Source organism: Streptomyces sp. NPDC001493, from assembly GCF_053597235.1.
Window position 1 is genome coordinate 182,083 of sequence record NZ_JBSFHV010000003.1, and the last position, 11,682, is coordinate 193,764.

Sequence of the window (11,682 nt, forward strand, 5' to 3'; positions counted from 1 at the left end):
CGGCCTCATTTGCCGCCGTCAGGCGGCGAAGGGGACGACGGCGGTGCGGTCGTTCTCGCGGCGAAGGTCGTCGGCGGTAAAGGTGATCCGGCCGCCGTCGAGGTGGCAGTGGACTTCGCGGCGGTAGCACTTGCTCTTCAGCACGCGCACGCTCCGGTACGGCAGGAGCTGCAGCTCGACCACCTCCTCGGGGGTCCAGCGCCGGAGCTCCAGCTCCTCGGCGGTACGCGGCGGCAGCGGCGTCGGCCTCTTCTTCCTGATCTGCGTGGGCGCCTTGGCGGTCACGGCAACTCCTCGTGGGTGATGGCGTCGGGTGTGACGTCGAGGGCGGTGGCGATCGTCAGGACGGGCGCGTCGGCCGGATTCCGGATGAGGTTTCTCTCCATGCGGGAGAGGTAGCCCCTGTCCAGGCCCGTCCGCTGCTGCATGACGCGAAGGCTCAGTCGCCGCGCTTCACGGATGGCCCGTATTGCCTGCCCGTTCGGTCTCACACCTCAAATTGAAGCGCACTTTGACTACGCGCGCAAGCATCTTGAGGACCCCTATGCCTCATTTCGAGGTGTCGATGGGGGGCGCACTGGCATATGCACGGCGCAAAATGCAACCCAAAAGGCGCAGATGTGGCGCAGATGCGCAGGTCATGGGCGGGATCTGCGCTTCCCGTGGTTGCACTCAATGCGGCATGATGTGTGCCCATGGACTGGCATGCGCTCGGGCAGGCGCTACAGAGGGCCCGCGAGGCCGCAGGGTGGACGCAGCGCGAGGCTGCGTCCCGGCTCAACGTGGGCTACTCGACGGTGCAGGGCATCGAGCGTGGCATCCCTCGCGCCCGGGTGAGCGCAACCATGCGGTCGTATGCAGCCGCCCTTGGCTGGCCGCGGGGCGCCGTGGAGAACGTGCTTGCGGGAGGTGAGCCGCCGCAGCCCGGGACCGTCGAGTCCATTTCTGTACGGGAGTCGGTCGGCGAGGTGAAGCGCGCCCCGGCGGCGCCAGTCCCGGCAATCGAAGGGCAGTTGCCCCTGCGGATCGTGTCGGACCTCAACGCGCCCGGCGCAGTCCTCGACACTGCAGTCGTCGTTCTCCCTGGCGGCGTGCAGGCGGTGGTCGTACTGAAGGGGCAGGTCGACTCCTCGCCCGAAGAACTCCAGGCTGCGATGGACGCGTGGAAGCGGACATCCCCGCGCCTGCAGGAGTGGCTGCGCGAGGAGCCCCCGGCGGCGGCCGGCGCGTAGAACGCAGAGAAGCGGCCCGCCCCTCAACAGGGGCGGGCCGCTTCTCTGCCTGCTGAGTATGCCCTGACCTGCCCTTTCTCCATGATCATTTAGTGGAGATTTAGTAGCCCACCCGTGGTGCCGAGGGTGTAGTCAGAGTGATCTCAAGGTGTAGCCAAAGTGCACGGGTATGGGGGCAAGGCTGCCGAGCGCCGGACTTTTGCCAGCTCAGATGCCCTCGCCGGAGCTGTCACCTGGGGGCGGGGGAGGGGGTCCAAAAGCTCCTCAACTTCATCGTCGCTGAAGTAATTCGTCACCACGAGCGGATCGCGGAGGAGGCTGTAAGCAAAGGGGAGGACGGCCTCTGAGTAAGATCAGATCCCGTTCCCAGGGGGCCGTTTAGGGGGAATTTAGGAGATCAACTTCCGGGCCAGATCTCCTGCCACCCCAACGTCTCCATGGCCCTGACGAAGCGACGCTCGAACGCATCCAGCCGATGCTGTCGCATCGTCGGCGTCGGGTGCTGGTAGGTGCCCTTGATGCCAGGGTACTTGTGCCCCGACTGCTCGTGGGCGAGCACTGGATTCACTTCGTCCTCGGCCTGCCACGTGTCGTGAGTGTGCCTCAGCGCCCGCATCGTGAGGCCCGGCATGATCGGGTCCCACCCTTCCTTCAGGGCGGTCCCCCGCGCCTTCGGCCGGGGGTCCCGCCCGTCGGCAGCAGGCCGGATGATCCGGAACCACTCGCTTCTCCACCACCACTTGCCCGTGGGCGTGCAGAACACCCACTCATACGGCCACTCCGCCAGATGCTTTTCCAGGAGGATACGGAGGAACGGCGCCACGTCGATGGCGCGCGCCGACTTCGGATTCTTGGGAGGCTCCAACCCGCGGAAGGTTTTCCGCTTCCCCTCCTCGGTCCGCTTGTAGTACTCGGCCAGGGCGCCCACATCGGGGTCGACCCGGATGATCGGACACGTGAACGTCCCGCCCGCGTACCGCTGCTGTCGCTCCAGAAGCGCGTTGTCGCGGTGCAGGCCGGCCAGCTCCTCCCACCGGAGGCCCGTGAAGGCAGTGGTCAGCACGTGGAGGCCGTAGGCGGGGCCGAGGCGTCGCGCCAGCTGGAGCACCACCTCGGTGGGTGCCCACAACTCCTCCTCGGACTTCTTCGGGGCGGGGTCAGGCGGTAGGCCGGTGAGGCGTCGGCCAGCCAATGGGTTGACCTGGAGGTACCGCTTGTCCACCGCACCGTTCAGGATCCTCGTGAGCAGCTGCACGCTGTCCTTCGTGGTGCTGCGGGCGCACGTCATGGTTCGGGCCCACGCTTCAACGTCGAACCAGTTGAACGCGATGAGGGGAGTGTGCTCCCACTTCGGAAGAATGTGTGCGTCGAGGCGTTCCCAGCGGTTCATCGTCGTCCGCCCGCGCGGGGTCTGCACCGCCATCCACTCGCGTACGAACTCGCCGAGCTGCGTCTGGCTGAGCTTGGGATCGACCCACGCCCCGGCGCGGATCAGAGTCTCCTGCTCCCCACCCCACTCCTTCGCCAACTTCGCGGTGGGGAAGCCGGGCCTGAATCCGGGCTTTCCGTCGGGCTTCTTGTAGACCGCCCGCCAGGTGAATGCCTTCGTCTTGACCCCGTTGCGGACCTTGTAGACCTTCTCCGCGTACGCCATCGCCGTCTCCCCTCAGCTCGCGAGGCGGAGGGAGCAGGGGCTGGCCGAGGCGAGGCTCTCGCCGCCGACTGCGGCGAGAGCCTGCTCGATGGCGACCCGCCCGTCGGCGGTCATCTGACCGCCGACGAGGAGGGAGGTGTCCGCGTACACCTGCGTGTGCACGGGCTGCCGATCCGCCGAGGCGAGGATGCCGGCCGGAAGGTCAGCGATAAGGACGTGCACACACATTCGATCTCCCCGTTGCCGTGTGGTCGTGCGGTAGGTCAGCCCCAGCCCAGGTCGAGCGGGTGGACGGTGGTGGGGGTGGGCGACGGGGTGGCCGCGTCGGATCCGGTGCTGCCCCAGCCGAGGTCGGCGGGGGTGGCGACGGGGGTGGTGGTGCTGGTCTCCTCGGCGGAGGCCGGGATGGCGGTGGCGGCGAGGCCGGCGGCCAGGATCGCGCTCGCGGCCAGGATGCGGATGCGGGTCTTCATGGTGACGCCCTCCAAGTGACTCGAACATATGCTCGATGATGTTGCGGCATCGAAATACTGGCATGCGGCGGGCGTGAGAAACCAGGGCTTTGGTCGGTTTCCTCGTGCCAGAATGGGCACTTGCCGATTCACGCAAGCGCAACACATGGGGGATGTGCGGATGTTGAGAAAAAGTTTGAGCACTTTTGAGGCTGCGACATACCAGGCCGTGGCGGCTGGCGACTCCGTCGAGCCCGGCCCCGTGACCGATCGGCTTGCCGAACTCGGCCTCATTGAGCGCCAGCCGCACGGCACCTGGGTCGCGCATGATCCGCGCGCCGTGGCTCACGACCTGCTTGGCGGCGCACTGGACGACCTCCGGGCGCTGGTCGACCGGATACACAACGTCCCCGCCTTGGAGTCGCTCACGGACGCCTACGACCCACACCGTATGTACGGTGGCCCCGCCTCCGAATTCCTCCCCAGCAGGGATGGGATGAATGCCCGCATAGGGGACGTCTCGGCGAGTGCCGCCGAGTCCGTTTTGACAGCCCAGCCGGGCGCTCCGGCGGATCGAGACCCTGCGGTCGTGGCAATGGGTGCACGGCGTGTGGTGGGCGCCCTGGAGGCGGGGGTCTCTGTGCGAAGCCTCTACGCCAGTGCGGCCGTCAGCCACAACCAGACGGCGTCCTACGTCTCCGAGATTATCGACGCTGGCGCCGAAGTGCGGACACTCAGCGGGGTCTTCCCTCGGCTGATGATCGTCGATGGGCGTCACCTCTTTGTCGACAACCACGTCGTCAGCGGGGCGGGTCCCGACGCGGGCTGGCACGTCTCCGACCGGGCCAGCGTGGCGTGGGCCGAGCGCGTCTTCGAGGCCCTGTGGGACAGGGGTGTCCGGTGGGGCGACGCCAAACCGCGGGCAGGCAGCGTGACGACCGATCGGCAGCGTCAGATCCTTGGTGAGCTTGAGGCTGGCTGGAACAAGCAGCAGGCAGCGAAGCGGCTGGGGATCTCCGAGCGCACCGTGACTGGTGAACTGAGCCAACTGCGGGAGAAGTTGGGGATGCGCACGCTGTACCAGGTGATGGCATGGTGGGCGAGCAGCAGGGATCGGCAGCCTTCGTAGCATCCGGCACCCCCTCACCTCGCGATCTTGCTGCGGAGCGGTGCGCCGTTCAAGATCAAAAAAAGCAGCTACGTAGCTACTGACATCAGCTTATGCGGCGGCAAGCGTATGTCGAGTGCCGTCCCAAGATCATCCGCCCTGGCTCCTCTCCGAGCGCCGACTCCTCGGCGACCGGACCCGCGAGCAGCGGATGCGGCAGAACTTGACCCAGGAGGCGCTTGCCGAGCGAGCGGGCATCTCTCGGGACACCGTCCACCGCGTAGAGCGCGGGACGAACGACCCGCGCTTCTCGGACCTCCTCCGTATTTGCCGCGCGCTGGAGATCCGGCTCAGCGACCTCGTGCGGTAACCCTGCCTGCACCCCGGCCGCCGCCGACCTCGGGTGCGGGCAGGAGCTCAGCGGCGCGGCCCAGGCCTCGGTGCCGGGGCTGGCATCGCGTCGAGCTGCTGGTGCAGCATCGAGGGCGACGCCCGCCGGACGGTGCACGCCGGGTCGCCCGCCGGGTGAGCGTAGGCGTCCTCGCGGGCGCCCGACGCCGAGTGTCCCTCGGAGACGACGATGGCGTTGCTGGCGATCGTGCGGTCGCAGTCGACGCAGTACCGGGGGAAGGTCATCGGCGAACCTTCCGCCAGGCGCGGCCGAGGCGTACCGAGGTGGGACAAGCCGCGTTCGCGCGGCACGTCGAACACTGCTCAGTGTGGAAGAGCCAAGCGCGGTACGCGCGGTCCCCGGCGCCAAGCTGCTCAGCGTGTGGCTTCATCGTGCCACCGCCGCTCGTGTCGCCCGCGGGCTCATCGCGTCCTCCAGTGCGGCGCGCAGGGCCGCGGCATCCGTCGTCCACGCCCCGGGTCCGGGACAGACGCGCCAGTGTGGGCCCGGCCCCTCCGTCCGACGCTCGGGCGGGATGACGAGGTGGGCCGCAACGCCGATCGGACGAGTCCCGGGTACGTCCCAGTCGGGCACGATGGCCGGGGAAACGAACCAGTAGAGGGCCTCATCGTGCGCGAGGACCGCTCCGGAGCGGATGCCGAGGATGCCGACGGCGTCGAGGCCAACGCTGCGGGGTACGCGGATTGCGGCCCACTCTTCTCGGGCGGCGGGTCGTGGCATCGCATCTCCTCGGTCTCGGTGACGGGAGCTCAGCATTGCCCGCAACGAGATTCATTCCGAGGACTTTGGGGGGACTCTTGACTGCGCAGAAAAGGACTTTGATACGGCAGTTCGAGTGATGAGTGGTCAGGGTGAGGACGTGCTGTGACACTGGGAGCAGCGAGCTACCCAGGAGGAGCAGAGTGCCACCGACGTCCAGTAACCACCGTCTCAAGTCGGCCCGCCTTGCTGCGGGTTACCGCTCACAGAAGGCCCTCGCTGAAGCTCTCGGCGTCGACGTCCGACAGGTCCGCCGATGGGAGGGTGCTACCCCACCGTGGCCGCGCCCGGACATGCAGCAGGCGCTCGTCCGCGTCCTTGGCCAAGACCTCGACGGTCTGGGCTTCACCCCTCCGCCTGGGGTCGACCCCGTGCGCCGGCGTCTCGTCGGGGCGACGGTCGCCGCCGTTGGCCTGGCGGCCGTCCCTTCGCAGGCGGTCGCCACGATGCAACCTGCTTCGGTCGCGCAGGACTTCGCGGCCGTGACCCGCTCGCACCGCCGCCTCTACTGGTCCGTCGCCCCAGCCACCCTGCACCCGGCGGCCATTGCGCACGCCACCCTGGGGTGCGCGCTGCTCCCTGAAACCGCCGGGCAGACCCGTGCCACGGTGGCGGAAGCCCTTGCGGAGACGTGGCTGCTGGCCGGCCGCATTGAGTTCTTCGACCTGCGCGAGCCGGACCGTGCCTCGGCCACCTGGCTCCGCGCGCTCCAGGCGGCGGGCGAGGCGGACGACGCGCTCCTCGGCGCCGCGATCCTCGCGCACACCGCCTTCATCCCCGCCTGGGTTGGCCGCCGCGAGGACGCGGTTGAGCGGATGGTGGCTGCCCGGACCTATGCCCGGCGCGGCCCGGCCAGCGCCGAGCTCCTCGCCTGGCTCGACGCGGTCGAGGCCGAGTGCGAGACCCGCGCCGGGAACACGCGCACCGCGCTGCACCTGATCGCGCACGGCGAGGACGTGCTCGCGGCTGGCGGCGACGAGCAGTCGCCCAGCTGGCTGGACTGGTTCTCACCTGTCCGGCTGCTCGCTTTCAAGGGGAACACCCAACTCGCCGCCGGCCACCTGCCCCAGGCGCGGGCGACCCTGCATCAGGCCTTGGACCAGCTGCCTGCCGCAGAGGACAAGCAGCGGAGCGTCCTCCTCGGCGACCTTGCTGCCGTGGAGGCGGCCGCTGGACAGCCGGAGGCCGCCTGCACCTACGCCTGCCAGGCCCTCGACCAGCTGGAGATCACCTGGTACGCAACGGGCATGGACCGGGTGCGCGAGGTCCGGCGGACGTTGGCCCCGCACCAGCACGAGCAGTGCGTCCGTGACCTCGATGACAGGCTCTACGGGTGGTCGACGACCGTCAGCGCCCTTGCGCGTTGAACTTGGCGATGCAGTCGGCGAGTTCGGCGAGAGACTCGATGCGGAAGGTCGGCAGGTTGCGAGCTTCCTGGGTGGACCACTGGATGGTTCCCCACGGGCCCCGGCGGATGAGAGCCGTCTTCATCCTGGCCGCGATGGCCGGCTTCAGATCGTTGTCGACGCGGTCGCCGACGTACAGAATCTCGCCGGGCTCGGCCGGGACGACCTCGGCGACGCGGACGAAGAACTCCGGGTCCGGTTTGCTCGCGCCCCAGTCGTCCGAGGTGCCGATCAGGTCGACGTCGGCAGTGAACAACTCTCGGAGGATTCCGCCGGCGCGCACCGTCTGGTTGCCCGCGATGCCGAGCCAGAGGCCGTCCGCCCGGAGCTGTGCGAGCGCGGGGCGGACGTCGGGGTACAGGTCGTCCTCGCCGAAGTGCTCGGGCTGGCCCGCGTCCGCGCGGGCCTGGCGCTCGGCGTAGAGGTCGAAGCCGGGCTGGAACTCTTGGAACACGTCCCGATAGTCGCGGCCCTGGGCGATGACGGCGCCGAACATCGCCGCGAAGGTATGACGGGGCACGTGGAGCCAGTCAGCCCAGGTGCCGTACTCCCTGGTCTCGTCCACCAGGCACTCGCCGACGTCAAATACGACTGCTCGAATCATGGCGGGATCCTATGCACCTCTCCCGTAGAGCCGGAGCCGACCCCTATCCTGACCGCATGCCCTCACTCCGGTCCGACGCAGCTCCTGCGCGCCCGCTGCCCGCGGTCAACGCGGACATCCGCGCGCTGTGGCAGCGCGGCGGCGGGCGGCTCTCGCCGGAGGGGCGCCGCGAGTACGAGCGGCTCCTCGGCGAGTGGACTGCGGCCGTCCGAGGGGACACCGCCGAAGCGGCATGACCTGCGGGTGAGTGGCCGGAGTGACGCGGCTACGATCCGCCTCGTGGCAATCGAACTGACCGACGAACTGATCGAGCTGGAACGCGCCGCCTGGGCGGAGCAGCAGGATGGGCGGCTGACCGTGTCGACCGCCGCGGCCGTGCAGGCGGCGATCACCGCGCACGCCGCCGCGACCGGGCAGAACCGGTACGAGGTGGAGAAGTCGCTGAAGCGGCTCGTGCGGCACCCGGAGGAGTCGGACGCCTGACCTACGCGCTCTGCGCGGCCACGGTGCCCTGCCCGTCGCACTCGGGGCATTGGACGACCGCCGGGTCCTGGCAGGCGGGGCTGTTGCACGTGTGCGCGTAGGGGTTGGCGACCCGTCCCGCACCGAGGCAGTCGAGGCAGAGCGCGCGGCCGGCGGGGGCGACGGTGGTGTCGGTCATGGGCTCATGGTGCCGGGCGGGGCGGCGACCCCGGAGCGGAATGCTGGAGTCTGCACCCGGTCGTAGACTCGAACATATGCCCGATCTGCCACCCGATGCCGACCGCCTCCGCGTCCTTCGTACCTACCTCGCGCTCCAGCTCGCCGAGGTCGACCGGGCGCTCGCGGCGGCCGAGCGGCAGGCAGCCCCGGTGCAGCAACCCGCCCGCGCCGCCGCGCCGTCCGCGCCCCGGCGCGCCGCCACCCCGGCGTTCGGCGCCGCGCGCATCGGGCTCGGCCCGGACGAGGAGATCCACCGGGGCGACTGCTGGGCGTCCGGCGCCGAGATGCGCCCGCTCACCCGGGAGGACGCGGCCGCCCATCTCGCGGCGGGGACGCCCCCGTGCGACGTCTGCCAGCCCGAGCGGGTGCTCCTCCGGCGGGACTGACCCGTCCCTGTAGCTGCGGGGTTTTGCGGCCTGCGGTTCGCCACCGGCGCCAGGGTGCGCTGGCTGAGCCGCGAGGTGCGGTTACTTTCCGCGCATTCTTATAGGGCAGAACCGCAGGTCAGGCACGACGAATCGCCCCCGCCCGGCCGAGGTGGCCAGGACGGGGGCGTGGTGGTGGTCAGTCGATGCTGTACGGGATGAGCTCCAGCGGGACTTCCTCGGGCCGGTCGCCGTGCGCGCGGAGACGGCGCTGCTGCCGGCGGACGATCCGCATGGCGGACCGGAGGAGCTTCTCCAGCGCGCTGACTTCCGCCTTCTTCGTCTCGACCAGCGCCGTCAAATGGTCGACCTTCCGCTCCAGCCGTTCGAACCGCTGCCAGATCTCCGGGGACACCTTCAGCTCGTCCTCATCCTCCCCGGGGCCCGGCCGGGAAATCCGCGCCACGAGGATCGCGGCCAGGCCCCCGATCGCCGCTGCGATGACGCCGAAGACCGAGTCCTCACCGCCCACATCGCCCTCCTCTCTCGCACGTACAGATGCGCCTCTGCCTCCCCGTGAGCGCGGCGACGATGACCAGCAGCAGCAGGATGACCCCGTACACCGGGACGGTCGCCCACCCGGGCGGGTACCGGCCGCTGACGGCCGCCGCGAGGTAGGCCAATGCCCACCACGCGGGCGGCCCGGCGACCGCGCCGAACCCCCAGACGTCCCGGCCGGGACGACGGAGCCCGGCGGCCAGGCCGAGGAGCCCGCAGCCGATCCACACCCCGCCCCAACCTTGGATGCACATGAGGTCGATGAGCGGCCCGGCGCCCGCGCGCACCGCGGGCCGGTCGGTAAGGAGCAGGCCGAGACCGACGACCACCCAGGCAGCGCCGGTCCCAGCCAGGGCGAGGCCACGCCAGCCGAGGTGCCGCCACAGGGCGGCCCGCACTACACGCCCCGGGCGAGGCTGGCGCTGTTGCGCACGTCGCGGAGCCGGGCGGCCACGCCCTTCAGCACCGCGAACCCGGCGGCGGCCCCGGCGGTCGCGGCGGACTCCCACATGGACAGGTCGAACGGGGCGGTGACGACCAGGGCGCCGACGAACGCCTCCAGCCCGGTCGACACGACGCGCTCGCCGAGGTCGCGGGCGTAGGTCCCGGCGGTCTTCAGGACGGTCTCGGTGCTGGGCAGCGGGAACGGGGTCTCGGACATGGTCAGGCCTCCAGCTTCTTGGCGAGGGCGATCAGGGTCTTGTCGATGCGGCGGACCCGGGTGACGAGGTCGCTGAAGACGCTCCGCCCGGACCAGAAGTGCTGCGGGGACTTCTTGTCCGCGCTGTAGTCGGCGGCGTCCGCCGGGGCGTCGAACTTGTCGGCGGCAAGCAGTCGGTCGACCACGAGGTCGGCCAGCTTCGCCATGTCGGCAGGGGTCATCTCGTCCTCCTCGGACGTGGTGTTGGTGGGTACGGGGGCGCCGGTGGCGCGGGCGACGATGCCGGGGAACACGACCGTCTTGAACTGGGCGATGCGGACGGCACCGGGGCACGCGGTCCCGGACGTTGACCACTGGGGGAACATCGAGTGGTAGCCGAACCCCGGGTCATCGTGGGTGCGGCAGATCCGCAGCGGGATGCCGTGCGTCTCGTGCAGCCACACGCCGAGCTGGATCAGCTCCTCGACCTGGGCGTCGGTCCACGGGTCGGTGCCCTCGGTGTTCGACGCGGTCTCCGCCGACACGGCCCCGGTGCCGTCGGCCCGCAGGTTCGCGCCGGCGTTCGCGTCGGCCCGGGTCTGCGTGCCGATGAACTGGCCGACGTCCCCCTCGTAGCCGATGCCGAAGTGGGACTCCAGGTTGGTGCTGTCACGCCAGTACTCGAAGACGCGCTTCGCCGTCCACGGGGCGATGATCGAGTGCACGATGAACTGCGTCGGCCGGATCGCCGGTTGGGCGTCCGACTCGGGTTGCAGCTCGTACTTCGTGGCTCTCGGATACCAGGCCATCAGGTCTCCAGACATGCAGGAGGCCCCGGGCCAGCGGCGCGGGGCGGAACGGTTGGGCTGGGTCAGCTCGCGGTCTCGTAGGTCAGATCGATGCGCAGGGTGTTGGTCGCCGCCCACGTGAAGGGATTCGTGGCGCCTGCGTTCGAGAGGTTGCTGACCGAGGTGCTGGCCGGGAAAAACGTGGTGATGGACGTTGATGTCGCGCCGACCTGGGTGTTCCCGGCGACGCGGATGGACCCGAGGGCGTGGGCGACGCCGACGCGGGTGCCGGAGCCGGACGCTGCGGCGACGGGCAGGCTGATCGTCCAGGCCCCGGACCCGTAGGTCGTGGTCGAGCCCATCGTCAGCTCGATGTGGATCTGCATTGTCCGGCCGACCTTGAGGTAACGGCCGACGATCGTTCCGTTCCCCAGGACCGGGTTGGTGGTGGCTGCGGTCCACGTCGGGGTGTACGCGGTCCACGCGTCGAGGATCGACGCGAACTGGTCGCGGATCTCCTGGTTCAACTGCGCGGCCGTGACAGTCTCGCCGACCGTCCACGTCCTCGGAGAGAACGTCACGGCGTCACCTCCGGCTCGATCGGCCGGTCCGGGTTGCGCGGGTCGTCCGGGTGCCACCAGTTCCGGTACGCAGGCTTCGGCTCCAGCAGCATCTGCGCCTCGACGGCCGCAACGTCCTCGGGGAAGACCAGCGTCACCCAGCCCCACCCGCAGACCACGCACCCGTACCGCGGGTCGGTCGGGGAGATGACCTGCGCGGACCCGCAGTCACAGTCGGCCAGCCATCGGTTCTGGTTGATCCGGGCGTAGTAGGTGTCGCCGGTGTCCTCTACGGGCCGCTCTATGGGGCGCCCGGTCCGGGACTCCATGTACAAGTAGACCAGCTCGGCGCCAGGGACGTCCGCCCAGGCGTTGAGCGGCTGCGGTGCCGGCGGGGTGTAGACCGTCTCGGCACGGACGACAGGGACGATGCGGGGCATGG

The 11,682-nt window shown here is 69.8% G+C and carries 21 protein-coding genes and 1 pseudogene; 8 read left to right on the forward strand and 14 right to left on the reverse strand.

Annotated elements, in window-relative coordinates:
* Nucleotides 1-18: 18 nt before the first annotated feature.
* Together ACWCWD_RS06165 and ACWCWD_RS06170 are read right to left on the reverse strand one after the other, a co-directional pair.
* Nucleotides 19-285: a hypothetical protein gene (locus ACWCWD_RS06165; protein WP_450770678.1), complete on the reverse strand. Its 267-nt coding sequence runs from the start codon at nucleotides 283-285 to the stop codon at nucleotides 19-21.
* Nucleotides 282-491 carry a helix-turn-helix domain-containing protein gene (locus tag ACWCWD_RS06170; RefSeq protein ID WP_450770679.1) on the reverse strand — a complete coding sequence of 70 codons (210 nt, stop codon included), beginning with the start codon at nucleotides 489-491 and terminating at the stop codon, nucleotides 282-284. Before ACWCWD_RS06170 ends, ACWCWD_RS06165 begins: the two co-directional genes overlap by 4 nt.
* A gap of 204 nt (nucleotides 492-695) precedes the next feature.
* Here ACWCWD_RS06170 and ACWCWD_RS06175 point away from each other — a divergent pair, with 204 nt between their 5' ends.
* The gene (locus tag ACWCWD_RS06175; RefSeq protein WP_450770681.1) at nucleotides 696-1,232 is read left to right on the forward strand and encodes a helix-turn-helix domain-containing protein; all 537 of its coding nucleotides are present in this window, start codon (nucleotides 696-698) and stop codon (nucleotides 1,230-1,232) included.
* A 254-nt stretch (nucleotides 1,233-1,486) separates the two neighbouring features.
* Nucleotides 1,487-1,579: pseudogene (locus ACWCWD_RS06180) on the forward strand (chorismate mutase); the annotation flags it as partial.
* A 50-nt stretch (nucleotides 1,580-1,629) separates the two neighbouring features.
* Here the strand turns inward: ACWCWD_RS06180 and ACWCWD_RS06185 are convergent.
* From ACWCWD_RS06185 to ACWCWD_RS06195, 3 genes are read right to left on the reverse strand one after another with little or no spacing between them, the layout of a single operon-like run.
* Entirely contained in the window at nucleotides 1,630-2,886 is a 1,257-nt protein-coding gene (locus ACWCWD_RS06185) for a hypothetical protein (protein ID WP_450770539.1), read from the reverse strand.
* A 12-nt stretch (nucleotides 2,887-2,898) separates the two neighbouring features.
* Nucleotides 2,899-3,108 (reverse strand): hypothetical protein, encoded by a 210-nt coding sequence (locus ACWCWD_RS06190; RefSeq protein WP_450770541.1) that lies wholly within the window; start codon nucleotides 3,106-3,108, stop codon nucleotides 2,899-2,901.
* 41 nt (nucleotides 3,109-3,149) lie between these two features.
* Nucleotides 3,150-3,359 (reverse strand): hypothetical protein, encoded by a 210-nt coding sequence (locus ACWCWD_RS06195; protein ID WP_450770542.1) that lies wholly within the window; start codon nucleotides 3,357-3,359, stop codon nucleotides 3,150-3,152.
* Nucleotides 3,360-3,387: 28 nt separating this feature from the next.
* Between ACWCWD_RS06195 and ACWCWD_RS06200 the strand changes: the two genes are divergently transcribed.
* Nucleotides 3,388-4,467, forward strand: coding sequence for a LuxR C-terminal-related transcriptional regulator (locus tag ACWCWD_RS06200; protein WP_450770544.1), 1,080 nt, complete (start codon nucleotides 3,388-3,390; stop codon nucleotides 4,465-4,467).
* 115 nt (nucleotides 4,468-4,582) lie between these two features.
* Nucleotides 4,583-4,816 carry a helix-turn-helix domain-containing protein gene (locus ACWCWD_RS06205; RefSeq protein WP_450770546.1) on the forward strand — a complete coding sequence of 78 codons (234 nt, stop codon included), beginning with the start codon at nucleotides 4,583-4,585 and terminating at the stop codon, nucleotides 4,814-4,816.
* Nucleotides 4,817-4,863: 47 nt separating this feature from the next.
* On the opposite strand, the gene ACWCWD_RS06210 is transcribed toward ACWCWD_RS06205, so the two are convergent.
* The gene (locus ACWCWD_RS06210) at nucleotides 4,864-5,082 is read right to left on the reverse strand and encodes a hypothetical protein (protein WP_450770548.1); all 219 of its coding nucleotides are present in this window, start codon (nucleotides 5,080-5,082) and stop codon (nucleotides 4,864-4,866) included.
* A gap of 678 nt (nucleotides 5,083-5,760) precedes the next feature.
* On the opposite strand from ACWCWD_RS06210, the gene ACWCWD_RS06215 reads away from it, so the two are divergent.
* Nucleotides 5,761-6,984: a helix-turn-helix domain-containing protein gene (locus ACWCWD_RS06215; RefSeq protein WP_450770549.1), complete on the forward strand. Its 1,224-nt coding sequence runs from the start codon at nucleotides 5,761-5,763 to the stop codon at nucleotides 6,982-6,984.
* Here ACWCWD_RS06215 and ACWCWD_RS06220 read toward each other — a convergent pair.
* Nucleotides 6,965-7,627 (reverse strand): HAD family hydrolase, encoded by a 663-nt coding sequence (locus ACWCWD_RS06220; protein ID WP_450770551.1) that lies wholly within the window; start codon nucleotides 7,625-7,627, stop codon nucleotides 6,965-6,967. The genes ACWCWD_RS06215 and ACWCWD_RS06220 overlap by 20 nt on opposite strands.
* Before the next feature lie 56 nt (nucleotides 7,628-7,683).
* Between ACWCWD_RS06220 and ACWCWD_RS06225 the strand changes: the two genes are divergently transcribed.
* A complete protein-coding gene (locus ACWCWD_RS06225) occupies nucleotides 7,684-7,863 on the forward strand; it encodes a hypothetical protein (RefSeq protein WP_450770553.1) in 180 nt (59 codons plus the stop codon).
* A 43-nt stretch (nucleotides 7,864-7,906) separates the two neighbouring features.
* A complete protein-coding gene (locus tag ACWCWD_RS06230; RefSeq protein WP_450770554.1) occupies nucleotides 7,907-8,110 on the forward strand; it encodes a hypothetical protein in 204 nt (67 codons plus the stop codon).
* A 1-nt stretch (nucleotide 8,111) separates the two neighbouring features.
* Here the strand turns inward: ACWCWD_RS06230 and ACWCWD_RS06235 are convergent, their stop codons facing one another.
* Nucleotides 8,112-8,288 carry a hypothetical protein gene (locus ACWCWD_RS06235; protein WP_450770555.1) on the reverse strand — a complete coding sequence of 59 codons (177 nt, stop codon included), beginning with the start codon at nucleotides 8,286-8,288 and terminating at the stop codon, nucleotides 8,112-8,114.
* 76 nt (nucleotides 8,289-8,364) lie between these two features.
* On the opposite strand from ACWCWD_RS06235, the gene ACWCWD_RS06240 reads away from it, so the two are divergent.
* Entirely contained in the window at nucleotides 8,365-8,715 is a 351-nt protein-coding gene (locus tag ACWCWD_RS06240; protein ID WP_450770557.1) for a DUF6233 domain-containing protein, read from the forward strand.
* A 178-nt stretch (nucleotides 8,716-8,893) separates the two neighbouring features.
* Here the strand turns inward: ACWCWD_RS06240 and ACWCWD_RS06245 are convergent, their stop codons facing one another.
* The 6 genes from ACWCWD_RS06245 to ACWCWD_RS06270 form a co-directional block, all read right to left on the reverse strand.
* Nucleotides 8,894-9,226 carry a hypothetical protein gene (locus ACWCWD_RS06245; protein ID WP_450770558.1) on the reverse strand — a complete coding sequence of 111 codons (333 nt, stop codon included), beginning with the start codon at nucleotides 9,224-9,226 and terminating at the stop codon, nucleotides 8,894-8,896.
* The gene (locus tag ACWCWD_RS06250; protein WP_450770559.1) at nucleotides 9,216-9,650 is read right to left on the reverse strand and encodes a hypothetical protein; all 435 of its coding nucleotides are present in this window, start codon (nucleotides 9,648-9,650) and stop codon (nucleotides 9,216-9,218) included. Before ACWCWD_RS06250 ends, ACWCWD_RS06245 begins: the two co-directional genes overlap by 11 nt.
* The gene (locus ACWCWD_RS06255) at nucleotides 9,650-9,913 is read right to left on the reverse strand and encodes a hypothetical protein (protein ID WP_450770561.1); all 264 of its coding nucleotides are present in this window, start codon (nucleotides 9,911-9,913) and stop codon (nucleotides 9,650-9,652) included. The genes ACWCWD_RS06250 and ACWCWD_RS06255 overlap by 1 nt, the downstream gene beginning before the upstream one ends.
* 2 nt (nucleotides 9,914-9,915) lie before the next feature.
* On the reverse strand, nucleotides 9,916-10,701 hold the full coding sequence (locus ACWCWD_RS06260) for a peptidoglycan recognition protein family protein (protein WP_450770563.1): 786 nt from the start codon (nucleotides 10,699-10,701) through the stop codon (nucleotides 9,916-9,918).
* 62 nt (nucleotides 10,702-10,763) lie between these two features.
* Nucleotides 10,764-11,261 carry a hypothetical protein gene (locus ACWCWD_RS06265; RefSeq protein WP_450770565.1) on the reverse strand — a complete coding sequence of 166 codons (498 nt, stop codon included), beginning with the start codon at nucleotides 11,259-11,261 and terminating at the stop codon, nucleotides 10,764-10,766.
* A complete protein-coding gene (locus tag ACWCWD_RS06270; protein ID WP_450770566.1) occupies nucleotides 11,258-11,680 on the reverse strand; it encodes a hypothetical protein in 423 nt (140 codons plus the stop codon). Before ACWCWD_RS06270 ends, ACWCWD_RS06265 begins: the two co-directional genes overlap by 4 nt.
* Between the last annotated feature and the right edge of the window lie 2 nt (nucleotides 11,681-11,682).

Bases quoted from the DNA above. Each gene is read 5' to 3' on its own strand.
- ACWCWD_RS06175 (WP_450770681.1), top strand. From the start codon at position 696: ATGGACTGGCATGCGCTCGGGCAGGCGCTACAGAGGGCCCGCGAGGCC.
- ACWCWD_RS06185 (WP_450770539.1), bottom strand. From the start codon at position 2,886: ATGGCGTACGCGGAGAAGGTCTACAAGGTCCGCAACGGGGTCAAGACG.
- ACWCWD_RS06195 (WP_450770542.1), bottom strand. From the start codon at position 3,359: ATGAAGACCCGCATCCGCATCCTGGCCGCGAGCGCGATCCTGGCCGCC.
- ACWCWD_RS06200 (WP_450770544.1), top strand. From the start codon at position 3,388: ATGCTCGATGATGTTGCGGCATCGAAATACTGGCATGCGGCGGGCGTG.
- ACWCWD_RS06210 (WP_450770548.1), bottom strand. From the start codon at position 5,082: ATGACCTTCCCCCGGTACTGCGTCGACTGCGACCGCACGATCGCCAGC.
- ACWCWD_RS06220 (WP_450770551.1), bottom strand. From the start codon at position 7,627: ATGATTCGAGCAGTCGTATTTGACGTCGGCGAGTGCCTGGTGGACGAG.
- ACWCWD_RS06225 (WP_450770553.1), top strand. From the start codon at position 7,684: ATGCCCTCACTCCGGTCCGACGCAGCTCCTGCGCGCCCGCTGCCCGCG.
- ACWCWD_RS06235 (WP_450770555.1), bottom strand. From the start codon at position 8,288: ATGACCGACACCACCGTCGCCCCCGCCGGCCGCGCGCTCTGCCTCGAC.
- ACWCWD_RS06240 (WP_450770557.1), top strand. From the start codon at position 8,365: ATGCCCGATCTGCCACCCGATGCCGACCGCCTCCGCGTCCTTCGTACC.
- ACWCWD_RS06255 (WP_450770561.1), bottom strand. From the start codon at position 9,913: ATGTCCGAGACCCCGTTCCCGCTGCCCAGCACCGAGACCGTCCTGAAG.
- ACWCWD_RS06260 (WP_450770563.1), bottom strand. From the start codon at position 10,701: ATGGCCTGGTATCCGAGAGCCACGAAGTACGAGCTGCAACCCGAGTCG.
- ACWCWD_RS06270 (WP_450770566.1), bottom strand. From the start codon at position 11,680: ATGCCCCGCATCGTCCCTGTCGTCCGTGCCGAGACGGTCTACACCCCG.